We start from the raw sequence: 24,192 nt of genomic DNA, 5'->3' as shown, positions 1-24,192 counted from the left end.
CGCCCTTCATGTGTGCAAGATGCCCCGCCGTGCGAGCGACAGTGACTGTCTTCCTCCCTCACGCCGGCCCGTCGGATTCACTTTCCAACGGCATCGCGGGCAAACCGTCTTCGAGAGCCCGCCGAGCGTCTGCGAGCTGTGACTCGGCGCGTTGCAGAGCAGCGATCAGCCTCGGAAGCCCTACGCCTGCAGTCGGATCGCCATCATCACCATCGGTGTACGTCGAGAGGGTGCGTGCCAGCTGAACGAGGGCGTCCCGCGCCGCTCGTTCCTCGTCCGCTTCGAGATGCTCCGAGAGCTTCAGCCACTTGGCCTCCTTGTCGGCAGCCTCCTGGGCAGCAAGCGCGACAATCTCACCCGCTACGCCGCGGACGGTCTCCTCGAGGCTCAGCGCGACCCGAAGCAGTGGTGCTCCTACCATGTCGCTCTCTCTGGGTTCATACCCAGGCGGGAACATCCGGTAGAAGCTCCAGGGATCTTGGGGCTCGCTCAGTCGCTCCAATGCTCTGAACACGGGCTCGAACGCGCCCAGCGGTTGAGCCGAGGACGACAATGCCGTCCTATGGTTCCACAGCGCGAGGATGGCATTCGCAGTCTCGCAACGTACGCCGTCCGCCTCTGCCCCCACGGCGTTCTCCGCCTGGATGATCAAGTCACCGATGTGATGGGCCATCCAGCGGCCCAGGACATCCCCCTGGGAGAGATTGTCGGCGATTTCCTTGCCAAGTTCGAGGGTCCGCTCAAAGCTGCTCGCATCCTCCGGAGTCATCGAAGAGGTAAATCTTGTAGGACCGTTCGAGCGGGGGGAGGGATTCGTCATCATCTTGGTGGGGCCTCATCGTGTAGCTCTGCTCATGCTCTTTGTGAGTGCGGTCGATCGTCACTTCGACGATCAGGCTACGACCGGCCAGACCCAGCAGTCCCTGAAGGGCGTCACGTCGAATTTCCAGCCGCTGCCCCTGAGTTCCAGTCGAGCGGTCAGAACTGGTCGCCGACATATCGTCCCAGCAAGTACTGCGAAGAGCGGCGCCACCAGCCAGATTCCATTCGCGCATATCTGCGTCCGGTTCCAGTCCGAGCAGATCGACTACTTCTTCAGAGGGCATATAGGGCGGGTACTTGATTCCTGCGGCCAGTGGATCTTTACGGTCTAGCCCCTCATGTCCGTCAGGATCAAGGACCCAACCGGCCAGATGAAATCCCTGGACATCGAGCTGGTAGTCGCTGTCAGTGGCGTCGGGAAGGCGGTAGCCCATGTACGAAGGGGCCGTCTGCAGGGCGAGTACCAGCGCCCTAGCCTTCGCAGGAGTGACAAGGGCACTACGGATCAGGACCTTCTGCGCAGCCTCATGGCCTGACTCATCGGAGCTTTCCCAGGCCCTGACCCACCCGTCATCCGAAAGGAGACGCTCGCTGAAGTGCCCGCTGTTCAACCGCCAAACCCAGCCGGCATCCAGACGATCCCCTCCTATCAAGTCACTCTGCGGTGGGGGGTCCCGTCGGTCGGCAAGCCATCTGCCATCGTCCCGGGTGACACGAAAATCCCGAAGCCAGTCGGTGAACTCGTCCAGGTCCGCATCGCTGTCCCGGCACACGGGACGAACCTTGAGCAACTCCCCAGCCACAGTCCACAAGGCATGAGTCGAGAGATAGAAGTCCAGGTCGTCGGCATCCGGCCGAGTCGTACGGTAAGCGAAGGTGCTCCCTTCTCGATACAACCTGAGGGCGTGGCGCGGGTCGTCCTCGCGGGTGCCGCGGTAGGGAAGCCGCCAGGTGTCCGTGATCGTGTGACCGGCGAGACGTAGGACGGCCTCCTCGGAAATACCAAAGGCTCCACCGAGGGGCTTGCACCAGTCGTCCTTGAAGTCCCAGAAAAAATGGAAGCCGCTTGGTTCGGATTCGCGGACCTCCTCCTCCGCAGCGTTTCTCCTTCTCGCCCCGCGTTCCTCCCACGACTCAGTTAGGATTTCTGTCGGGACGTTGATCCCTCGCGCGATAGCGAGTTCCTTCGCGCTCAGGATCCCGCGGCCAGACAAGGCGAGGGCCAGACAGATCGTTTTCGCGCTCTCCTGCATCACTACATGCGGTCCGTCATCGAAAATCACTTTCCGCAACAAGGGCTCGAACTCTGCGACTGTCCGATGCGTGGTGGGGTCCTGAGCGGCTCGTGCGAGAGCGAGGAGCAGCCACTGGCGAGCGTGCCGATCGTAGAAGGGCAGACGGGCATCGTGAAACGGGGTCACATCGAGCGTACCTAGCGCGAAGCCTAGGAGGGCGTCCAGTTCTTCTTGGCAGTCGAGTTCGACGAGAAGCCGGACGCAGTGTGCGGCTCGCCACCTGGTGTCGTGCTCAGGGTCGCCGAGAACGCCCCACAGATAGCCTGCGAGGCACTCCGCAGTGCTGGTCGGTCCAGCGGGAAGGTCGGCGAAGCCACCGTCGCCCGAGTCCTCGGGTGAGAGGTCAGCCAGCATGATGCCGAAGTCGTCGAGGACGATCTGCGCCTGCTCGCCAGTAAGCCGCGGGGCGATTCGGGCTGCCAGGTGATAGCAGTCCTCGGGGGGAAGCACGGCGGACTGTGAACCGAGTTCTCGAAGGGCCGTCGCGAGCAGATCCGCATCAGGTTCGCCAGCCAACCTGGCGAGTTCTGACAGGTCGATGGGGTCGTAGACCTTGGTGGTCAGCTCCCGGCTGAACCGCGCCGCAGCCGTGTCCGCGAGATGCCTCAGTTGCCGGCGTGCCGCCCGTGGCAGCAGCGACAGCTCGGCGAGTCTCTGAACCATTCGGGCGTAGTCGAATGTGTTGAGGTTGGGGTTGGCTTGGAACGCGGCGAGCATGTCGTCGAGTTCACGCAGCGGCGCCGCAACCGCTTGGTCTATGACCTGGTCCATTTGAAGCAGATGGCCTGATGCGCGCACCAGTTGGCGGGCCTGCTCCCAGCCTTCGGCGGTGGAGAGGTCACACGCCGCGAGGGCGTCCTTGACCTGCCGTGCACGTGCCAACCGCACATCGTCCTGATCTTCATTCGGGGTCCACCGTCCCGAGTTGCGCTCGCGCGACGTCGGGAAAGCAATGTGACGTACGCCAGGGGCCAGCGGCGTTCCTGAGAGGTCGATGTCCAGTTCGCCGGCGGTCTGGTCGAGACGTTCGAAGGAGGCACGGCTGAAGCGTCGTGCCCGCAGGAACTGCCCCAACGTCTTTGCGATGTGCTTGCCGTCGCTGGGAATCTGACGCAGCGCTCGCTCAACGAGGCCAAGATAATCGACGCGGTGCTCGCCGAAGGGCACCAACGCCAAAGCAGTGACGGCGGACGGGGCGAGGGAGCGGACCTCCTCTTCGAGCAGCGCCTGGATGAACGCGCCCTCGGAACAGAAGCGGCGGTCACGCCAGCGGGAGGCGACGGTCATCGCAGTCGTGGCGCTCAAGCCGCCCATGGCGGCCAGCACCACGGAGTGGTCCATCGCGTCCCCGAGGTAGGGTTCCAGGCTTTCGGCGAGTTGTGCGACGCGATACGCCCGGCGGTCATCACCATGGTTGCCGTCGGATGCTCGACGGGCGACAGCAAGGAAGGCTCGCCACAACGCGTGTACATCGTCACCCACACGGTCGGTCAGGTCGATTGCCTGGGTGAAGTAGGCGTGAGCTTCGCTTCTGTCGAATCGCTGGACGGCTCGAGCGAGTTTCACCATCTGCTCCGCCTTGTACTCAGCACTCTCCTGAACCACGTCGAGCGACGCGGCCACGGATTCGGCGAGTTCGACGGCGACATGCTGCAGCTCGTCGACAGGAGCAGCTGCTCGGATTACGTCGATGAGGACATCGTCCGGAAGGTGCCGCTGCGCACCCCGGTACCAGTCGAGCAGGTTCTGGCGCGACGCCGCGGAGGAGCCGAAGGCGAGAATCCGGACACCGAGCCGGGCAATGCCCCTGTGCAAGAAGTGAGGTAGCTCCTCATGCCCCCGGTGGGACGGGGTGGGAGGCACGAGTTCCCGGAAGGGACTGTCCGTGACGCTGGCGGTCCCGACGAGACAGTCGATCCACAGGCTCGCCCAGACACCGAGGGGCGCGACGCTCTGCTCGTGATCCTTCACGGTAGTTGAGTACGTGTGAGGCTTCTTTCGCGCTTCTCGGACGTCTTCGCCGACAAACTCGTCCACGTCGAAGGACTGTCTCCGGATCTTCGACAGCAACGCGAAGCCGCACAGCAGCGCGATCGTGTCGGTGCCCCGGCTCCAGCGGCTTCCGGCACCCCTGCCCAAGTCGCCGGGGAGGTTCAGACACAGGATCCGTTCGGCTTCACTGTTCGGGAGCAGTCCGTGGCGCAGGCCCATCGCGATGATCCAACCGACCGCCGGAAGCTCCTTGTTCTCTTCCGAGAATCCCGAATTCTGGCGAACAGAGATCGGCCTACGCTGGCGCTTCAGCATTCTCACCAAGCGCCGCGCAAGGGGTTCCTGGCAGACGAAGTTGGCCTGCCAGGCGGCATAGGCTACCGCGAGTTGGAGGTACTTCAAGGACACCGCCGCGTGGCCGAGACTCTCAAGTTCTTCGGTACGGCCCGAGTCGGCAAGCCGGGTGGCAATGATCACGCCGGCCTCGAAGCCAACCCACTTGGGGCGCCACCGAGCAAGGTGGCTGACGCATGCCTCCACGCCGTCGGTGTTGAGGAATCCGAAAGCGACTTCGGCGATATCCGTGGCGGTGACGCTGTGCCGGTTCGGGTTCTCGTCAGGCTGCTGAACCCACGCCCTGAGCCACTCCGACGCACTGCGCAGCCGACTGCGGGCGAAGTCGGTCTGGCCTGCAGCAAAGGAGAGAAGAGCACCCTCGCAGTGAAGATTGGAGCCAGGCCAGCCACCCGCAAGACTGCGGTTCGCGACAACGTCCTCGATTGTGATGGCGTCCAGGAACTGGCCCGCCAGATCGGTGTTGGACCGCAGCAGGTGAAGTCGGCGAGAGTGACCGGCGGCCAAACTGCCAGCCTTGACGGCCAGCCGGGTGGCTTCCCATTCCTTTCCCACGCGCAGCGTGGCTTTGAGAGCGAACTGGGCCCGCTGCTGGGCGATCTCCCGTTGTTCCAGGTCGTTGCCCTCGGGGAGGGCACCGTCGGTCATTGCCAGTTCAACAAGGGTGTCGACCTGACCAGCCTCCCAGAGCAGTTGAGGCAAGCTGGCAGCCACGTACGGTTCGGCGGCGGCGAGCGGGGTCAGTCGGTTGATGAAGTTGATCAGGGACTCACCGGTTGGACGGTACTTCGTCCGGAACCAGGTCTCGGTCGGTTCGTCACGGAATTGCAGGGTGTCACCATCGACGAGCAGCGGGTGTCCGAGGTCGGCCGCAAAGCTGTGCACGAGGGCGGCCGACACTCCGCATAGTTCGGTCAGGACTTTGATGGGCATCCTGGGTCTGAGTGCGGCCAGGGCCTCGCACAGACGGTCGATCTCCGCACCGAGGTGGTTGGCGTCCTTGCACTGGTCCACCAGGCCCTGGAGGAGTTCGTCGAACAGGGAGCCTTCGGGATGCCTCGCCTCACCGAGAGAGACCAGACAGGATTCAAGGTCCGAGGCCGCGCCCAGAACGAGGGCCTGAATCCGGGGGTTGCCGCCGGTGCGCCGATGGAATTCGGCCGCCTGCGCCTCCGTGACCGAACCGAACACCGACTCTAGGTGCTGCCTGGACTCGGCGACGCTGAACCCTTCAAGCTCGATTCTGTGGACGCTGGGCGGCGGTTCCAGCAGTTGGATGCGTTCGGTGCGGCACAGCATCACGAGCCGCACATTTCCCGGCAGGTCCTCCCGCAGCACACCCGTGACGAAGGTCCGCTCCCCGCCGTCTTTCGCGATGAGCGCCGCATTGTCGGCCGCGTCCACGACAAGAACCAGGAGCGCCCCTGGAGCGGAGGCTGTGACAGCCGCCGCAGCGCCCCGGACCCTGGCCATGAACGCCTTCGCATAGTCGGTCGGCTGAGCTGTGCCGATCGGGATCAGTGGGTCGCAAAGGGCATGTGCAGCAAGTTCGTTCGCCAACTGCACCAGGCCTTGACGATGTTGATGGCGCGGCGAACTGGAACGCCGGTAGCCACCGTTTCCAAAGCAGTCGTAGACGAGAGCGACAGAGCCGGAAGGCAGGTTCCGTTCGATCTGTGTCGTGAGCACCGATTTGCCTACACCACCCGCCGCGTGAACAACGACGGGCCGCCCGGCGAGTCCCACGATTTCGCTGGCGATCGTGCGCATCTGCTCAGTTACGATGACGTGCCCAGGCTCGTCGATGAGGTTGGGAGCAGGAAGCACGTGCTCCGGTGGGACTCCGAGAGCGGCAAGCACGGTGGAGCGTTCGACGACGTGGTTCGCTTCAAGCGAGGTCGCCCTTCTGGTGATCATCTCTTTCAGCAGAAGGGGTTGCACATCGGGAGCACCCGGAAGCAGCCCAGTCAAGTCCAGCCGGAAAAGCCCTTCAAGCCGCAACAGGCCCGGAGCCGTGGCGTCTACCTCCAGGCAGCTGAAAAACGCGGCCTCACCGGCTGCGTCACCAGGAAAGTTCGCGTACTGCCTCAGGTACCTGACATCGTGCGCGTAATCACCGGCCTCTCCGCCGACTGCCAAGATTTCTATCGCTCGAAGCACCGACTCACGGACCGGCCGATTGGAAAGGAACTCGAAGGTCACCTTCTCTTCAAGCCCCGGCGACTCCTGGCAGATTTGCCTGAACTTCTCCGCGAACCCCTTGACGGTCTTCGAGAGACCCGAGACAGACCATTCCTCCGTGGCCCGGACAGTCGAGTGCTTCAACTGCCGGTACACCACACGCTTGGCCTCGTGAAGGCCGGTCGCACCGTAGTACTCGGCGATGTCGATTACGTCCTCGCCGGCCTCGCCGCGTGTGTCGTCAGGCGACACACCTTCGACAGCGATCGCGGTCAGATCGGCGTCGGGATGCAGCAGTTTCAGTGCCTGACGAGCAGCCCAGTGGTAATGGAACTGATCACCGTCCCGGCTGGCACGCAGAAGATCGGTGTCAGGCATGCCCGCTCCCGGCATCCCTCACAACGACGGAACGGGGCAAGGGTTTCCTCGCATCACGGCAGACCAAGACGGTTAATCGCACACACACTACCCACCCCTCCCGGAGTCGGGCAACGCGTCCATCAACGTCGCCTGCCTTCGGCTCCGGCAGGCGATACAGGCCTGGGCGGATACTCCGGACCCCATCCCGCCAGACCGTGCGTTCGGCCTCGGCATGGGCGACGCCAGCAGACCCAAAAACACAGTGACAGGCTCCTGCCATTCCAGCGGCAGCCACCCAGTGCAGTGACGTCGCCGCTACACAGCGACCTACGCAGGCACCAGCTCGCCAAGGGCCTCTTGTAGGGCTTCACTCCTGGAAGGGGTCGCCGCAGCCAGCTTCTGTAGGTCCTCGCCGGTCAAGTATCTGTAGCTCTGCGGTGGGTGGAACGATCCGGAGGCCCTGAGAGCCGCCAGAGGAACCGGCACCTCGAAGGCAACCGGCTCCTCCAGCGAGAGGCCACTGGCCCGGGTCGCACCGCTCATGTAGTCGTCGTACTCTCGACGGCTGATGCCAGCGCTCGTACGGCTGGCGATCCAGACCTCACGCGGGCTGGCCACCTGCACCGAGACGATCCTCGCCATGCCCACGATGGCCATGGTCGGCGCGGTCGCGTACAGGAGTACGGGCGTCCCGGGAGGAGCGGCAACGCGCTGACGGCGCACTTCCACCGTCTTCGTTCCGGCCAGGATCGCCGTCGCGAACCGCGGGTGGACGGACAGCAGCATCGCGCGCTCCGGATCGCTCACGTCTTTCGGTGCCCCTCTTCGTAGACGGCCTGGAACAGCGCGTCGCTGATCCTCGACAGCGACATCAGCGACAACCGTAGCCCCAGCCCTTTCGCCAGCGCGGCCAATCGCGAATGCGTCACCTGTACGGGAAACAGCTCCGTGTCCGAGAACCGGAGCGCCATGACCCTGCCCGAATCACCGGCCGTCCCACGCACTTCGGCACGACCATATACGCCCAGGTGTTCGAATTGCGAGAAGAGGACGTCCGGATCGCCGATGACCACCTCGTCGAGCCGCGAGCAACCGATCACCATCTTGCCCTGTTGCCCGGCGATCCCCTCGCTGACGTACCAGAGGATCCGGGCGGGAACGCTCTCTCCGCGATGACCCGGGGACCTGTAGTAGACGTGCTCACGGCTGATGCCGAGCACGTCGTCGCGCGGCACGAGCATCGCCGGGACGTTGAAGAGCTCCGTGGACCAGCGCGGCTTGACGGGAGCGATGAAGGACGGCAGAGCCGTGTCGACGAGCTTCGCCGGCCACCAGACCCTCTCGGCGACGCTCGCGATCTCCGGTGACACGTGGGCGTCCAGACGAGGCGTCACGCTACCGAGTCGAGCCGCGATCTGCCCCGCAGCCGTTGAGACTTCCTCCGCCGGCCCGCACACATCGACGAGGAGCGCGGTGAAGCCGTTCTCGTCCTCGACGAAGCCGTCGCCACCCGCCGCAGCCATGGCCGCGCGGGAGAGGGACGGATCGGTGATCCGTACGACTTGGGCCTCCCTCTCCCGGCCGATCCTCTTCAACATGAAGAGCAACTGTCGGGCGATGGTCTCCTCAAGCGAGTGCGACGCGGTCCGAAGGATCGGAACGGTCAGGGTAGGGCCGTCCAACGCCCAGACGTATAGGGCTACAGGGTGTCCTTCGCCGTCCCGGAGCAGTTCCCTGCGCCACAGCACCCCACCTTGGGAAAGACCCTTCAGGTGCTCCGCGAACGCTACCCCTCCGTCGCCATCCCGCTCGAAGAAGGCGACGAGCCCGTCTTCACCACCGTGCTCGACTTCCGTAGCGGAGAAGGCCGTGCCCATGAGATCGGCCGGTCGGTACACCTGGGCTTGGCGGAGTTCGTCCACCTGAAGCGTCACCGCTGCCGGAGAGACCACCTTGACGCGTGCAACGGCCCAGGCGATGTCGGCCAATCGCACAAACTCGGGCTCTCGAGTCACCAGCACTTGCAGGCCGGCACAGGAGGTCTCGGCCACGTACCGGAGGCGAGCGCGCAGGTCGCCATCGAGCGCGACACCGGGCAGCTCCTTGCCCACGGCCGTGATCAGCTCCTGCTGGCGGGCGACCACTGCGGCGGCGTCGGGCGTCAGGACACGAAGCCTAGACAGGCCGGCGCGCTGATGGTTCCGCTGCTCCCGATCCTCGACCGCCTGCACGTGGAGGAGGAGCTGTGGCGTGTAGGCGAGTTCGACCAGGTCTGCGAGCCACCCGGCCTCAAGAGCCCGCGACTCCTCGACCGCGTTCTCAGCGCCCGCGCCTCGAAGTCCGGAGAAGACGGTGTGGTCGACGGTCACGACCAGCAGGGCGTCGCTCTGCGCTTCGGCGAACAAATCCTCGTGGCCGTGGTCCAGCCACCAGGTATCGAGGGTCTCCTTGTCACCCCCTCGTCCCAGGCCCTCACCCTTCGGAACGAAGCCGAGACCGCTCCACGTGGCACTGAGCCCATAGTCCCGCCGGCACCTGGCCCGAATGCCGAGCCGATGTCCTTGGCGACGGCGGAGCTCTGCGATCAAGCGGCTCGCGATCCCCTTGCCCCGACGCTCCTCCGCCACACACAGGTGCACGAGACGAACGTGCTGGCTGCGCTTGGGCAGCCCGAAGAGCGCGTAGCCGACGAGCTCGCCACCTGCTAACGCGACCAGCAACCCACCATCGTCGGCGTACTTCCGGTACGCGGGCGGCGTGAGCAGCCCCAGCCTCTTGGTGTACCTGTTGCCCAGGGCGATGGCCGCGCCGAGCATGTCCGGCTGTTCTCCAGTCACCGGCAGAACTTCGATCATCGTGTTCCCCCTCAACTTCCCTGCGTGTCCAGCCGATCACGCCCCCACCGCATAGTGTCGAACCACGAGGACACCAGGCCACCGTTTGGTCAGATCCGGCTAGGTCGGCGCGAATTGCTCCTCATGGGCACGTCACTGAATGCTGTGGCGACGGTCGAACAGATCCAGCCGGGGCAGACCGTGCCGGACCGCGGGGCGGTTACCGAATCGGCAGCCACTAGTTGTCCGGGAGTGGAGACCAAAGACAGCCGCAGAGGCGTGCCGAGTCCGCGGGACGCGAATGCCAGGAGGGTGATGGTGGCCCAACGCAACCGAGACACTGCTCCAGAACTCGCCTTGCGACGTGCTCTTCATTCCTTGGGCTTCCGCTACCGCGTGAACATGCCCATCCCCGGGATGCCGCGCCGCCGCGCTGACGTCACCTTCACCAGATGGCGAACCGCAGTCTTCGTCCAAGGATGCTTCTGGCACGCGTGCCAGCAGCATCTGCACGCTCCGAAGCACAACTCCGAATGGTGGCGCCAAAAACTCGAAGGCAATGTCCGCCGCGACGAGGAGACCGACGCCCACCTCGTACACCTGGGCTGGCTGCCGCTGCGCATCTGGGAGCACGAAGGCGTGGACGACGCCGTTGGCAGGGTGACTGCGGCACTGGCGACCCGTGACCATCCCCGGGCCCTACGTCTGGGGGGCCAGGGCATGGCCAAGTGACGTGACCTGGTGGGGCCACTTCGATCGGTCCGAACAACACCCCCGCGTCCGCCGTGCTTCTGTCGCATCAGGGAACGGGGCGGATCACACTGCGGCCGTGTCCGGTTCGTCTGTAGCCGATGGGTGCACGTGCCTACCGGGGTTGAACGGTGTGAACCAGGCGCCGAACGCCATGGGTGCAATGCCGAGGGCCGAGCCCACGGCGCCCTCATCGATCCCGTCCATCGAACCGTCGTACAGCCACTCGTGGTCCATGTCCTCGTAGACGTTGTCGGCGAACACTTCTAGAGCGTTCGAGACGCCGTCGTCGAGCAACCCGAACAACTCCAGGGTGACGGTCGTCTGGCTCAAGAGCAGCCTCAGGGCAAGTTCCTCGGCGACGCAACTCAGCTGGTCGAAAATTCCGTTGGTGAAGCGGGTGGTCATGGCGATCACGGTCACCAGGAAGCGGCGGGCGAAGCGGGTGTCGTACCGGAGGACGTACCTCTCCGGCAGGTCCTCCAGGTGCCACAGCGGGCCGTCGCACTCGCCGACGTTGGTGCCCTCCTGCTCCAGGGTGTGCACGTCCTCGAACAACTCGTCGATCAAGACATCGGTGGCGTAGATCAGTGCGCCGGCAGCCAGCATGGCGTCCTCGGGCGCGACTGCGAAGCCGTAGTCGTCGCCGTCCTCCCCCCCGGGGTCGTCCTGCACACCGAACATCACTGGTGGAAAGGAACGCAGCTCGTCCGCCAGCACGAGCATCCAGGCGCGCACTTCCGCGGCCTTCGCTTGCGCGTCGTGCTCGCCTCCTTCGGCTGCTACGGGCGGCTCGGCATGACGTGCTTTGCGGGCCGCGGGGTCGTCCGGCGGGCCGTCCGGGCCGTCGGCGGCGGCAAGGCTCTCCTGGGCGAGCTCCGGGTGCAGTTCGACTTCGCACCGCTCGACCTTCCAATCCGCGAGCAGCTCGGAGCGTCGAAGCACCTCGCTCACGACGTCCCGGACGGCGTCCTCCGCGAATTCGAGCGCCTCGGCGTCGACGAACACCTTGAGCAGCGCCCCGCCCGGATACACGCCCACGATCGCGTCGAGGAGGTCGACCTCCATGCCGTCCGGCCCGTCGATGCCGTCGACCGAGGCGAAGCCACGCTCGATCAGCGCGACGGCTCCGGCACGCTGCAGCAAGTCCATCTCCGGAGTTCCCTCCGAGATGCAGATGTCTACGGTCACTACGTACGTCACGTGTCCGAGCCTGGCAGACGGAACCTAGCCCGGGGGGAGAATCCGACGCCGACGGCTGGGCATTGGGGAGAACCCGCCTAGAACGGAGCCCCGTTGGGGGCAATCCGCTTGCGGTGCACAGGGCACCTGTCTAGCCTGCAGGTAGGCATGGAGCCTGGGACAGCACCTGGGCCACCACCGGTCATCTTGAGGTACGGAGCGTCGGAAAGCGCCTTCGCCACCACCTCCCTCCAAGCTTCTACGCACCCATCCTGTCTCGGCTGGCGTCTGCCAGGCAGGCGAAAGGCGTTCCCTTGACCATCTACTCCCAGCATGCCAACCGTGGGAAGACTCAGATCCTGGCGACCTACCAGGGGCTGGACGGCGTCACATCCAAGACTGTGACGAGTCTTGGCGATGCTTGCCTTGCCGCTCCGATCGTCGACGCTCTCAATCGGATCTCCGCCTTCGCTACCGTCCCTGTCAGTGTCCACGACCTCCGGGCACGGCGTGTGGACTACTACCCGCGCAAGCATCTTGCGGCGCTGACCGACGCTGCTGCCCGAGCCGATCTCCTCAGCGGCGCCCACAGTCTGTGGTACGAGTACGTCTGCCTACGGCTTCATCAAGCACTGACTGATCTGGAGAACACCTTGGTGGCTGTGCCCGATACGGTCAGCAGGGCTATCCGTTCCGAACTAGAGGCGGAAGAGCATGAATTGTATGCGGCACTCGATGATTTCTCGGGAACTTCTTCGGGAGACGGACCAGAGATCGAGCGCCACTGGGAGTTCGCCCATCCCTTCGTGAACTATCAAGATGGGACGAACACGTTGAGCCACGAGACCCGCTCGCAGCTCGACCGCCATGAGGCTCAGCTCACCGCGGAGGATCGGGAGAAGGCCGTCACTAACCTCCGGGTGCTGGTCACAGCACACTCCAGGAGTGGCGGCATGTGGGCTTCACTGGATGACCCCAGCTGCGAGCTCTTTGCGGAGCCGTACGACTCTGACGGCTTCTACTTGACGGTCCACGCGCCGGAACCCGGTGACGTCGACGGTTTGTGGGAGATCGAGATCGGGCGTTGGGAAGCGGACAATCCGGACGAAGAATACGGAGAAGACACCAGCGTGACGGGTAGGCCCGTGGTCGGCTGCGTTCTTCCGGCGGCACCGGACGCCGACGCGATCACACACCTGCTGAAGTCGGTGGACGAGGAACCGCTGCTGATTGCTCGGTGGGCCAAGACACCGGTGGAAACGGCGCTCGTGGGGACGACGATGGTGGTAACCAAGCGCTACGACTCCTGATAGGTCGTCCGTAAAGGATGTCGGGCTGCCAGCGAGACGGACCAGTCACGGCCGACCTCTGCTCGCCTCGCTGGCGCTCCAGCCGCCGTGGTCATCCCAGAAGCGATGACCACGGCGCACCGGGGCTGGTGCGCGCCGCAATCCGGATAGCCGGGGATTGGCCTGACGGAGTTCGCGGAGACGGACAAGGGCAATCCGCAGCGTCAGGTACGCCTGACATACGTTGGCTAGCGGTCCTCACCCGAAGGGCACGGGGCCCGGACCCGAGGCGTTAGATTTGGGTGCTTGATCGACGCCGCGCCAAGGTCGCCGGTGACGCTGACGAGGAGTGAAGGGAACGTGGGTCGAGTGCACCAGGAAGCCGACGACGACGCTCTCGCGGAGCTGGCTGCCGCTTCCGCGAACTTCGGCTTCCTGCTGCCGCTGGAGCCCCTCCTGCTGATATACGGCGCGGCCGCCGAAGCCGACGCGTACGCCCACCCGGACCGGGCCCTCGCCCAAGCCCAGCAGTTCGCGGCGGTGCTGACCACGGAGTCCGCCCGTCTGCTCGGCCCGGAGCCCGCTGCCGGTCCGGTGCACCGCGCACTGACTGAACTGCGCCGCTCCAGCGAGCCTGCGCCCGGCAGCGAGGCCGGACCGGCCGACCGGGCCCGTGCCATGCGGCTCGTACAGCACTGCTTTGACCTGGGCGTCTGGTACTTCCGGCTCCGAACCGGAGTACGTGACGCCCTCTCCTTCGTCCCGCCCGCCGAATGGGACGACGCCCCGGCGGGCTCACTTCACCGGCAGGTCACCGTGAGGGAACCGGTAACCAGCCTGACCACTTTGGTCGCTCTGCTCGACGAGTACGTCCCTGTGCTGCGGCGAAGCTTCGACCAGCGAACGCCGGCCGAGACGGCCACCCGCACATCCCTGAGAGCACGGGCCGAACTATTGGAGGCGGACTGGCGCGTCGCAGACCTGTTGGCAGTGGCGGGATGGACCGTACAGAACGATTCGGACGCGCCGCACGAGCTACCGGCACGGGGAGTCGCGGTACGGGGCACGGATCAACCGGACGGGGCGGCGTCACCGGACTACGTGCTCCGCGTCGACGGCCGGCCGGTGGGTACCGTCGAGGTGCGGCCCCGCGGCGGTGATCTGCGGGCGGCGATGGCCCGAACCCCTGAGATCGGCGCCCCGTTGACGGGGTCCGCGGAGCGGCGGATGCGCTACGCGTACGTCACCGACGGCGTCCGGGTCCTGTTCCGGAACGATGACGACCCCGAACCGCGCCCGCGGGAGGTCTTCACCTTCCACCAGCCGGACACAGTGGCCCTCTGGCTGCGCGAGGCCGTGACCGACCCCCAAGCGCGGACGTTCCAAGGCCGCGTGCGCCACCGTCTTCCAGACCTCGGCGATGACGGCTATGCCCAGGACTCCCTCCGGCCGGTGCAGTACGACGCAGTGCGGGCATTCGAGAACTCGCTGCGCCGGGGCGAGCGCCGGGCCATGGTCCAGATCGCCGTGGGGGGCGGCCGAGCGGTCACGGCCGTCACCGCGGCCCACCGCCTGCTGCGTTACGCCCACGCCCGCCGAATCCTCTTCCTGGTCGACCGGGTAGAACTCGAAATGCAAGCGCTAGCAACCTTCGCGGCGTACTCCGGACCTGGCGACGACGGTCGGAAGTTCACCGAGCTGTACCGCGTAGGGCGGCTGGGGCCGGACGCCGTGCCGTCCCACGGAGTAGTAGTGAGCACCGTGCAGCGACTCCACAACGCCCTGTCCGGGGGGAAATCGGCGTCTGGAGTCCGCTACCGCTTTGAGCTGCCCCCCGAGTCCTTCGACCTCGTGATCGCCGACGACTGTCACCGGGCTGCCTCCACCCGATGGCGTGCGCTGTTCGACTACTTCGATGCCCCGGTGCTCGGCCTGACGGCCACCCCGAACGACCAAGTGCTGGAGGTCTTCCAGGACAACCTGGTCAGCTCCTACACCTTCGAGGACGCCGTCGCAGACGGCCGAGCCGTGGACGTCGCCGTCTACCGCATTGACGGCCTTCCCACGCAACCGAAGCGGGCGGCCGAAACGCTTGAGGAGTTCGGCCTAGACGCGGATTGGCCCCTCGGTCAGGGTCGCTCCGTCCTAAGCGGCCAAGCGCTCCATGCCGCGCTGACGGCGTTCAAGGAGGGGCTGCCGTCGATGTTCCCCGAACGGGAGAGTCCCGGCTCCGGGAACGTGGCGCTGCCCAAGACCGTCGTCTACGCGGCCGACGACCGGCATGCGGACGAGGTGGTCGCCACGGTGCTCGAGGTGTTCGGGCAAAGACCCGAATTCTGCCAGAAGGTCACGATCAAAGGCGGATCACCGTACCTGCGGCTCTTGCAGTTCCGTAACACCGTCGAACTGCGGGTCATCGTCGTGGTGGGTTTGCTTACCGGGACGGACATCGCCCCCGTCGAATGCCTGCTGTTCCTGCGCGACGTCAAGTCCGCGGATCGCTACTTCCAGATGGTCGCGGTCGGGACACGCCCCGTCGCGCTGGCGGAACTGCGGGCAGTCACCCCCGGCGCGTCGACCAAAACCCAGTGTGTGGTCGTGGATCCGGTCAACGTCTCTCGACACCATGCCGCTCGGTTGTCCACGGCGCCGAAGCGGGTTCGGAGGCAAGTCGCGTGCGACGCGCCGGGACCGGCACCCATCCACGACACCGAGATCATGGGGCGCTGGCAGTCATTCCTCCGAACGGGAAACAGCCCAGACCCTGAGCTGATCGCCGGCACGAAGGTCATGACAGAGATGGACGTTCGGAGCCTTCGCTTCTGGGCCGAAACCCTGGCTCAGCCGCCTCACGGCCTGACGGCTGAGCGGATCTGGAGCGCCTACGAACGCGCCGGTGTCACCGTGTCGGATCCTCGCCGACCGCGGACGCCGAAGGGGCCGGTGGACCTCCTCGCCCTCGTCCGGTACGAAGCGGGCCTGGAGCCGCGCCCGCGTCCCTACCGCGACCAGGTCTTCGACCGACTCGACGCGTGGATCGATCGCCAGGAGCGCCGGGGGCGGTCCTTCGATCCCGACCAGCTCTGGTGGATGGAGACCATCGCGGACTGGATGGCGGCCGACGGACACTTTGACAGCACGTCGTTGGTCAACGTTCCCTTCACCCTTCGGGGCGGCACGTCGGGCTTCCTGCGAGCCTTCGGCGAGCAGGGCGGTGTCCGCCTGCTGGACGAGCTGAGCAGGGCGCTCGCATGAGCGCGGGACTGCTGCCCAGCTGGACGGAGGTGCCGCTGGACAGGCTGCTGCGCGAGCCGTTGGCGGCTGGCCGGTCAGGTCCGGCTGTCCCGGGAGGTGTGCCCGTCCTCCGCCTGCCGGCGCTGCGGTCGGCGACAGTCGACCTCTCGGAGTCCCAGGAAGGCATGTGGGCCTCGGCGGCGGAAGCAGCCGACCGTCTGATCCAGCCGGGTGACATCCTGATGAGCCGCGACGGCATGCCCGGCGCGCGGATCGGGCGGGCGGCCCGGGTCCGGGAGGCCACCGGGCCGATGACGTTCCCCGCCACCATGGTGCGGGTGCGGGTCGACGAGCGGCTGATCGACCCCGAGTACCTGGTGCTGGCGTGGGAGTCCAGCGCCGTACGCCGCCAGATCGAGTCGTCCGTCCGCCGGGGATCCGGCCTGCACCACATTGCGACACGGGACCTGGCACGGGTGCGGCTGCCGCTGCCGCCACTCGCCGAACAGGAGCGGATCAAGACCTCCCTCGCCCTTTGGCTGGCCCGCGTCGACGAGGAGGAAGCGGCCGTCCGCGCCACGCTGATGCGGATCAAGGACCTACGCACCCTCGTAATCGACCACGGCATCGTCGGCCGCACCACCCCCGGGCCGCACGCGGCCACGGAGCCGTCCACCGCCTCCGCGCACCGCCCCCTGCCTGCCGTCCCGGCGGGATGGCGGTGGATTCCCCTCGGCGAGCTGGCCGACGTGGTGCGCGGGCCCATTTTGGACAGCCGCCGCGCCGACAAACCGCATGGGGTCGAGGTGGGCTCCCTGCGCCCGGCCGAGTTCCGGGGCGAGCGGTGGGCACACAAGCGGATGCCGACGGTGCGGATGGACGCCGACGCTGCGGAGGCGAACCGGCTGAGCCCCGGGGACGTCCTGTTCGTGCTGAGCGGGCGGCCCGACGGTATCGGCCTCGCCCGGGTATGGGAGCAGGACTCCCCGCACCGCACATACGTACCGAACCACCACGTGGCACGGGTCCGCATGGCCGGGGAGACCCTGCACCCCCGGCTGCTCGCCCTGTACACGAACGGGGCTGGCCGAGGATGGCTGCGGGGGGCGGCAAGGCACACGATCGGCCTGGCCTCCCTGGGGCTCGACCAGCTGCGGCGAACCCCCATCCCCATTCCTCCCCTCGCCGAACAGGGCGCGCTCCTCGCCTCCTTGGAGGCATGGGACGGCGGACTCAGCTCCGTCACGGCCTCGGCCGAGGAAGCCCTAGCGATGGCGGATCAGCTGCGCGACGGCTGCCGGGAGCAGGCCCTCGCGGGAAGGCTGCCACACGGTGCCGCGCCTAGCAGCGAGAACGACGAAAGACCCGAGGGAGCAGTGACCGTGCCGCCGACGACGCCCGCCCGACGTCCTGTCGACCGACCTTCCGAGGTCGAGCGCCAGGCCGAGCAGCTCTGGTCCTCCTTCCCTCCGCTTAGCGACGACGGCCTCACGGACCTGGAGTACGTCGAGCAGGTGGCGTATCTGCTCTTTCTCAAGGTGGCGCAGGAGTTGCGGAACCGACCCCTAAACCGCGCCGACGTCCTGGGGCGCGATGCTTGGGACGAGCTCGCGCTGCTCGAAGGCACGGACTTGACCCGGCACTACGGCACGCTTCTGGCGGAGCTGGGCGAGCGCGGCGGCGTGATCGGCCGGATTTTCCACAACGCACGCAACACCTTGCGCCGCCCGGTGCACCTCCAGAACCTGATCCAGCAGGTCGGGGCAGGGCTTTCGTGGTGGGACGAACGACCGGAGTGGCGCGCTCCGGTCTTCGACGCGTTCCTCGCCCGGTCCGGTCAGCGCCACCGCGGCGGCGGGGGCCAGTACTTCACTCACCGGGCTTTGGTCGACGCCATCGTCTCGTGCACGCGTCCAACCGTCGAGGACACGATCCTGGACCCGGCGGCGGGCACCGGCGGATTCCTGGTGCGGTCCTTCGAGCACATCGCCCGGCACCTTCCGCCGGGTGTCTCCCCCACCCAGCGGGAGCGGCTGTCCCACGGCGCGATCCGGGGGACGGAACTGGTGGACGCGACGGCGCGCCTCGCCACCATGAACCTGTTGCTGCACGGCGTCGAGCGCCTCGACGGAGACCGGGCGGCCATAGAGGTACGGGACTCCCTCGCCGTGCGCCCAGGCCGCCGCCGGGCAACCTTGGTTCTCGCCGATCCGCCCCTGGGCCAGCGGCGCTCGGCGGTCCCGTCTACCGGCGCCCCCGGCCTCCCCAGCACGGAGGAGGACCTCGCCATCGCCCGGCCGGACTTCTGGGCGGCCACCAGCCACCAACAGCTCAACTTCCTCCAGCACGTCTACACTCTGCTGGAGATTGGTGGCCGGGCTGCCGTGGTCGTACCGGACGGCGTCCTCTTCACGGGGGGTGCCGGAGAACAAGTACGTAGGCAGTTGCTGAAGCAGTGCGACGTGCACACCCTGCTCCGCCTACCCGTCGGGTTCTCCGGAGTCTCCTCGGGAGTCAAGCTCAACGTCCTGTTCTTCGAGAAGGCCGCGGCCCGCCCTGACGGATCGCCGGCCACCCGACGCCTTTGGGTCTACGACCTGCGGACCGGGCGCGGGACCGCCGACGATGCCCCGGATTCCCCGAGCTCCGGTCTAAATGCGTTCGTCGCCGCGTACCGGCCCGGGCACGCGCCCGATACCCGAGTCGCCTCACCGGACTTCAAGCCCTACTCCGCGGACGCGCTCCTCGGCAGGCCCGGCGTCAACCTCGACCTCGGCGCCGACCTGCGCGAGGAGGAACCGGGTGACACCCCCGAGCCGCACCTGATCGCCCAGCAGATCTCCGAGCGGCTGGAGGACGCGTGGCGACGATTCGCCACGCTCGCGGAGCAGCTCATGCCGCAGCGCGACGCCCGTACATTCCGGTCTGGCTGAGGGGGGATCTGATGGAGCTGCTCCAGCTGAGGCTGCCCGACTACAGCGGCCTGCGGAACTTCACCCTTGACCTGGAGGACGCCGTCGACAAGGGGCAGGCCATCGCCGTACTGATCGGCCCCAACGGTGGCGGGAAGTCCCGGGTCCTACACGCGCTCGCGGAGCTGTTCGGGGCCCTCCACCGCTGCGCCCTCGGCCATTCGGGCCGTTCGGACTTCGGATACGAGGTGCGCTACCAGCTCCGCGACACGACCGTCGAGATCGTACAGCCGTCCGCCGAGGCGGATCCGGTCATGTGGGTGACGGACGCCGCCGGATCGCGCGACGTGACACCGCGTCATGACTGGCTCCGCCACCTTCCCGACCACGTCTTCGGGTACCAGGTGCACGGCAGGGTCCCATGGGGCTCTGAGTTCGAGCGGCACGTGCACTTCGCCGAGGCGGAGTTGGCCGCATGGCGCGAGCAGTGGACGGAGTCCTGGTTCGCCTGGCAGGACCGGCCGGAGAACGAGGACGGGGTGTGGGCGGAACAGCTGGAGCTGCCGATCGCGTGCCCGCTGTACACACCGGGATTCCTTTGCACGCCCGATTGGCTCCCGTTGGTCCTGCTCTCCCTGGCTACCCAGTGGGCGGACGTCTTCGGCGACCATCTGAGGGAACAGGCCCGGGTAGACGGGGTGGTCTCCGCCGTGCTGCACCTGCGCGCCCCCGCGTCCGTGGGGGAGGAGCTGTCTGCCCTCCCGTACTGGGGCCTGGGCGGGCCGCCGCGCGCCCTGTTCGCCGAGGCGGCGGCGTCCGGACGCTTCGGACCGGTGCCGGACTCGGACCCGCTGTACAGCGCGGGCACCCCCGACGACGGGTTCGCCCTCACCATGAGCAGCGCCGACGACGTGCTCGCCCTCCGCAACCTCTTCGACAGCGACCTGTCGATGTTCGGGCTCCTGTCGACCCTCCAGATGGCCGGGTACCTGACCGTCGATGTGCGCGTCTGCAAGGCGGACGGCTCCGTCGTCGGGGCGGACCAACTGAGCTCCGGAGAACAGCAGATCCTCACTGTGCTCGGACTGCTGCGGCTGCAGCGGGGCCAAGAGTCGCTCTTCCTGCTCGACGAACCAGACGCTCACTTCCACCCCGAGTGGAGCAGGCGCTGGTATTCGTCGGTCCAGAGGATGCTCGGCGACGGGCAGCGCTCGCAGTTCATCGCCGCCACCCACGAGCCCCTCCTCGTCTCGAACATGCTGCGGCAACAGATCCGAGTGCTCGGTACGGGCGCCGACGGACAGACAACGGTGCTCACCCCGGACACCAACCCGCGCGGCCGTGGGGCCGGAGGGCTACTCACCTCGGACCTGTTCCACCTCCGGAGCCAACTCGACGAACACACACAGGACCTGATTGACACCCAGTACCACCTCATACCCGTAGCCGAGGATGACCCCGCGGCCCGCCAGAAGCTTCAGGAGGTGACCGACCGGCTCGACGGACTGGGCTTCGCCACCAGGCACCGTGATCCGGTGCTCTCCTCATTCCTGGCGGAACTACACCGGCGACGCACGGAACTCATCGAGCGAGCCCGTTCTGGCGACGCTATGAGCGAGGAAATCGAAACGACAGCACGCTTCCTCTTCGATGAGCGCTTCACCCGGGGAGTTTGATCCTGGTGCGTCACGTGGACAACACCAGGCTCACCCCGCCGCAGCAGTGGACGGACAGAGCCGCCAAGGAACTCGAGAAGCTTCACGAGGACGCGGTGGACGCGGACAAGAAGTTTCTTTTCAGCGAGATGTGGCGGGAGGACGCGATCCGCGAACGGCTGATCGCCCTCATGGACAAATGCTGGTACTGCGAGACCAGCTTCGTTCGATCGCCTTACCACGTCGACCACTACCGGCCGAAGTCCGCTGTCGCCGGCGAAGCCAAGCACCGCGGGTACTGGTGGCTCGCCTACGACCCCGCCAACTACCGTCTTTCCTGCCACCATTGCAACAGCGGCGGCGCCCGCTACGGTAATCAGAGCGCCGGACTAGGCAAGGGAGCCCGATTCCCCCTGCTCGGGCAACGCGCGCCGGAGGGTGGGAGCCTGGACCGCGAACTGCCGGTGCTGCTTGATCCCGTGGCGTCAGAGGACGCCGAACTCGTGGGATTCGATAGACAAGGCTTCGCCCGACGCAGACCCGAACAGCCCTACTCTGGCCACGAGATCGCCCAAGACCTCTGCCGGGTGGACGAGACCATACGCATGCTCGCGCTCAACTCCGACCTGCTCACGGAGGGCAGGTCCACCTTGATCGGGAGCGTGATCGAACTCGTCCAGCTATACCTCATCCGCAGAGACGACGCCATCGTGGCGCAGTATGCCCGCAAGCAGATCGACGGCCTGACCCAGACGACTGCGGAGTGGAGCGCGGCAGCCGCATCGGCCGAACGCCTGGCGCTCCTCGCCCACGACCGCTCGGGAGACGATGCGCCCCCTGCGGGAGAAGCGGAGGCCGGAGCCGCCGAAGGTGCAAGCGGCGGAACCGAGCCTCCGACCGCCGCCGCGGACGACCACCGTGTCGATCTGCGAACCCTGGTGGCTGCTCTGCCCCCTGCGGCGTTCTCCGCGGGCGAGATCGCGCTAACGGGCCGGGGGAAGCGGGGCCCTGCCAAGGCGACCCTGCTGGAGGATGGAAGGATCATGTGTTTCCGGCAGCCCATGAACACGCCCACGTCCGCGGCACGGATGGCAGCCGGCGACGACACCGTGGATGGGTGGACCTTCTGGTCTCTGACCGTGGACGGCAAGACCCAGACGCTCGCCGACCTGCGCGACACCCTGATCAGCCAAAGAGGCTGACGGGCACCAGCCCCACCTCGGCCGCGAGGTGCTCCGCATCCATCCGAAATCCATCGGCAGTCTCGTATACGTGGCCAGCGAGGGGCATAGCCCCTGCGTCGCGCCACCAGTCCCGCGGCCTTCGACTCCATGTTCGACGGCCCGATCCCGCCGCCGGTTCGCCTCCGAGGTCCTCGCCCTACCGAACGTCCGGAGCCTGCTCGACAGCGGCATGTACCCAAGCACCGATCTCAGTGAGGAAAGCGGCAATTGGCAGGGTCTGCCACCCCAGACCCGACAATGCCCCCGCAGTCTCGACTCCCGACCGTAGCGCCCCAGCGACGTCGGCAGCACCCACCGGGAGACGGATCTGCCCTCCAATACGGTGGGCAGCTGGCTCCACTTGTCGTGATAGACGCCTCACCCGCGGCAACACGTTCAGCAACCAGCGTTCGCTGGGGTGAATCTGGGGAGAATGGAGGTCCGTTGGGGAGTGGCTGGGGAGGATCGGCCGCACAAAGGGGCAGCACGGCGAAAGGAGCAGAAAGAAAGATCGCCGCAGTTCAGACCGCCTGTACGGTCGATTACCGCAGGTCAGACGTGTGAGGGTGACGACTTCAAGAAGATCTCCGCCTGGGCCGCCATCCTCTTCGCCCCCACCCTGGTCGGCACCATCTACGGCATGAACTTCGAGACCATGCCCGAACTCCAGTGGGCGGCCGGCTACCCCTTCGCGATCCTGCTGATGGCCGTGGTCTGCGTAAGCCTGTACGTCATCTTCAAGAAGCGCGACTGGCTGTAGTAGTCCGTCCGGACCCCCGTGCACCGGTTACATCACCGGCGTCCCGGTCCGCTTGGACGGCGAACTCGTCCGATTACGCACCGTCGCCGGGCGCGGCGCCGGTGTCCACGCGGAAGCCGAGCGCCCGCCCGGCTGCCACCGAGATGCCGAGCAGCGTCTCGTGGCTCGCGGCAGGTACGGAAAACGTATGCTCAGCAGCGAAGAAGAGGAACTCTCCCGGCAGTTCGAGGTTGTACGTGTCGACGTACTTGGGGAGATCGGCACGCCAGACGAACCGCCCGTCGGACAGCAAAGAGGAACCGCCGGCCACCGTGAACGATCCTCCGATGACGTCCCGCGTCGTTTCCATGATGTCGAAAATGGGGTAGCCGGATTCGAGGTACTCCTTGATCTCCGTCTTGGGGTACGGAGCCTCGCTTCTCACCTTGTCTCGAATCGACTCGTGAAAGACACCCTGAGGTTCAGGCTGCATTTCACGATAGAAGCCGAACATTTCCATCAGGGTCTACCCTTCAAGCACCTGTGGCACCTGCCCGGGCCCCAAGAGCGGGTTCGTTCCGGCCCCGGCCGTCCCGACTGCCAGACCGGCACGCCGGATTCCATCCGTATCGGCTATGAAGCCCACCCGGTGACCTCTCGTGAGAGTCACACGCCATCCCCACCTTCGCGGCGCCGGCCTGTCGATTCCCGGCCGGCGCAGGTCGATCAGGCGACGTCGGCTGCTGTCATTCCCAGTAGTCCGCCAGCATCTCGGCCGGCCAGAGCGGTTCCCGTACCTCCCCGCGCGGTCCCATCTCTCGGAAGTAGGGCGCGACGTCGTAGACGGGGGTGCCGTCGATCGCGTCGAGGTCCGCGACGTGAAGTTCCAGGCCCTCGACCTTCACGAGTCGCGGGAAGGACTGCGCGAGCTGGTTCGGTCGACGGTGGTTGCGGTGGACGAAGGTTCCGGTAGGCGGCCAGGCGGGGTTGTTGCGGGGGCGTCGGGCGTGGAGGGCCACGTCGGCCGGGGACGCCATGTGGAAGTGCCACACCACGACGAGGTGTGAGAACTCCTCCAGGCCCTTGACGACCTCCGCCGGGAAGTCGGGGTTCAGGCGGATGATCGCGGGACCACCCCAGTGATCGTCCGTGGGCTCGATCCGGCCTCCGACGACGGTGCCGATCGGTTCGATTTCCAGCGACTTTGCCATCCGCTCCCCCTCATGCCTCGGCGTGGCCCGGTCAATGTACTCGGACGAGGTATGCGCTGGCCCGGGCGTCCAGGGCGGCAACGGCCGGAATGCCCCGGCCGGCTGGAAGCGGGGGGAGCAGGCGCCGGATGTCGACCCGTTGTCCATCCTCTGAAGACC

General features: G+C 66.6%; 13 protein-coding genes and 1 pseudogene. 7 read left to right on the top strand and 7 right to left on the bottom strand.

The features are described from left to right. Window positions 1-58: 58 nt before the first annotated feature. The 4 genes from OHA84_RS27935 to OHA84_RS27920 all read right to left on the bottom strand — a co-directional run bounded on the left by OHA84_RS27935 (window position 59) and on the right by OHA84_RS27920 (window position 9,859). Window positions 59-769, bottom strand: coding sequence for a hypothetical protein (locus OHA84_RS27935; protein ID WP_266969238.1), 711 nt, complete (start codon window positions 767-769; stop codon window positions 59-61). Continuing rightward, window positions 741-7,022 carry a hypothetical protein gene (locus OHA84_RS27930; protein WP_266969240.1) on the bottom strand — a complete coding sequence of 2,094 codons (6,282 nt, stop codon included), beginning with the start codon at window positions 7,020-7,022 and terminating at the stop codon, window positions 741-743. Before OHA84_RS27930 ends, OHA84_RS27935 begins: the two co-directional genes overlap by 29 nt. 309 nt (window positions 7,023-7,331) lie before the next feature. Continuing rightward, the gene (locus tag OHA84_RS27925; protein ID WP_266969242.1) at window positions 7,332-7,811 is read right to left on the bottom strand and encodes an ASCH domain-containing protein; all 480 of its coding nucleotides are present in this window, start codon (window positions 7,809-7,811) and stop codon (window positions 7,332-7,334) included. Further along, window positions 7,808-9,859: a GNAT family N-acetyltransferase gene (locus OHA84_RS27920; protein WP_266969244.1), complete on the bottom strand. Its 2,052-nt coding sequence runs from the start codon at window positions 9,857-9,859 to the stop codon at window positions 7,808-7,810. Before OHA84_RS27920 ends, OHA84_RS27925 begins: the two co-directional genes overlap by 4 nt. A gap of 123 nt (window positions 9,860-9,982) precedes the next feature. Between OHA84_RS27920 and OHA84_RS27915 the strand changes: the two genes are divergently transcribed. Next, complete coding sequence (locus tag OHA84_RS27915) at window positions 9,983-10,570, top strand: very short patch repair endonuclease (protein ID WP_266969246.1); 588 nt, start codon at window positions 9,983-9,985, stop codon at window positions 10,568-10,570. Window positions 10,571-10,654: 84 nt separating this feature from the next. On the opposite strand, the gene OHA84_RS27910 is transcribed toward OHA84_RS27915, so the two are convergent. Next, on the bottom strand, window positions 10,655-11,740 hold the full coding sequence (locus OHA84_RS27910; RefSeq protein ID WP_266969248.1) for a hypothetical protein: 1,086 nt from the start codon (window positions 11,738-11,740) through the stop codon (window positions 10,655-10,657). 344 nt (window positions 11,741-12,084) lie between these two features. Between OHA84_RS27910 and OHA84_RS27905 the strand changes: the two genes are divergently transcribed. From OHA84_RS27905 to OHA84_RS27880, 6 genes and pseudogenes are all read left to right on the top strand, one after another. After that, window positions 12,085-13,080, top strand: coding sequence for a hypothetical protein (locus OHA84_RS27905; protein ID WP_266969249.1), 996 nt, complete (start codon window positions 12,085-12,087; stop codon window positions 13,078-13,080). Between the two features lie 339 nt (window positions 13,081-13,419). Beyond that, the gene (locus tag OHA84_RS27900) at window positions 13,420-16,314 is read left to right on the top strand and encodes a type I restriction endonuclease subunit R (RefSeq protein WP_266969251.1); all 2,895 of its coding nucleotides are present in this window, start codon (window positions 13,420-13,422) and stop codon (window positions 16,312-16,314) included. Then, window positions 16,311-19,226, top strand: a complete 2,916-nt coding sequence (locus tag OHA84_RS27895; RefSeq protein ID WP_266969253.1) for an N-6 DNA methylase — start codon at window positions 16,311-16,313, stop codon at window positions 19,224-19,226. The genes OHA84_RS27900 and OHA84_RS27895 overlap by 4 nt, the downstream gene beginning before the upstream one ends. Before the next feature lie 11 nt (window positions 19,227-19,237). Beyond that, complete coding sequence (locus OHA84_RS27890) at window positions 19,238-20,881, top strand: AAA family ATPase (protein WP_266969255.1); 1,644 nt, start codon at window positions 19,238-19,240, stop codon at window positions 20,879-20,881. Between the two features lie 14 nt (window positions 20,882-20,895). After that, the gene (locus OHA84_RS27885; RefSeq protein WP_266969257.1) at window positions 20,896-22,062 is read left to right on the top strand and encodes an HNH endonuclease; all 1,167 of its coding nucleotides are present in this window, start codon (window positions 20,896-20,898) and stop codon (window positions 22,060-22,062) included. A 595-nt stretch (window positions 22,063-22,657) separates the two neighbouring features. Next, window positions 22,658-22,843 (top strand): annotated as a pseudogene (locus tag OHA84_RS27880) (CorA family divalent cation transporter); the annotation flags it as partial. A gap of 73 nt (window positions 22,844-22,916) precedes the next feature. Here the strand turns inward: OHA84_RS27880 and OHA84_RS27875 are convergent. Further along, complete coding sequence (locus OHA84_RS27875; RefSeq protein ID WP_266969259.1) at window positions 22,917-23,336, bottom strand: hypothetical protein; 420 nt, start codon at window positions 23,334-23,336, stop codon at window positions 22,917-22,919. A 232-nt stretch (window positions 23,337-23,568) separates the two neighbouring features. Continuing rightward, window positions 23,569-24,033, bottom strand: coding sequence for an SAM-dependent methyltransferase (locus OHA84_RS27870; RefSeq protein WP_266969260.1), 465 nt, complete (start codon window positions 24,031-24,033; stop codon window positions 23,569-23,571). Between the last annotated feature and the right edge of the window lie 159 nt (window positions 24,034-24,192).

It is taken from the genome of Streptomyces sp. NBC_00513 (assembly GCF_041431415.1).
Taxonomy (GTDB): domain Bacteria; phylum Actinomycetota; class Actinomycetes; order Streptomycetales; family Streptomycetaceae; genus Streptomyces.
This window is presented reverse-complemented; position numbering and strand designations above follow the sequence as displayed.

Coding starts and splice junctions, on each gene's coding strand:
- OHA84_RS27935 (WP_266969238.1), bottom strand. CDS start 769: ATGACTCCGGAGGATGCGAGCAGCTTTGAGCGGACCCTCGAACTTGGC.
- OHA84_RS27930 (WP_266969240.1), bottom strand. CDS start 7,022: ATGCCTGACACCGATCTTCTGCGTGCCAGCCGGGACGGTGATCAGTTC.
- OHA84_RS27920 (WP_266969244.1), bottom strand. CDS start 9,859: ATGATCGAAGTTCTGCCGGTGACTGGAGAACAGCCGGACATGCTCGGC.
- OHA84_RS27915 (WP_266969246.1), top strand. CDS start 9,983: ATGGGCACGTCACTGAATGCTGTGGCGACGGTCGAACAGATCCAGCCG.
- OHA84_RS27910 (WP_266969248.1), bottom strand. CDS start 11,740: ATGGACTTGCTGCAGCGTGCCGGAGCCGTCGCGCTGATCGAGCGTGGC.
- OHA84_RS27895 (WP_266969253.1), top strand. CDS start 16,311: ATGAGCGCGGGACTGCTGCCCAGCTGGACGGAGGTGCCGCTGGACAGG.
- OHA84_RS27890 (WP_266969255.1), top strand. CDS start 19,238: ATGGAGCTGCTCCAGCTGAGGCTGCCCGACTACAGCGGCCTGCGGAAC.
- OHA84_RS27875 (WP_266969259.1), bottom strand. CDS start 23,336: ATGTTCGGCTTCTATCGTGAAATGCAGCCTGAACCTCAGGGTGTCTTT.
- OHA84_RS27870 (WP_266969260.1), bottom strand. CDS start 24,033: ATGGCAAAGTCGCTGGAAATCGAACCGATCGGCACCGTCGTCGGAGGC.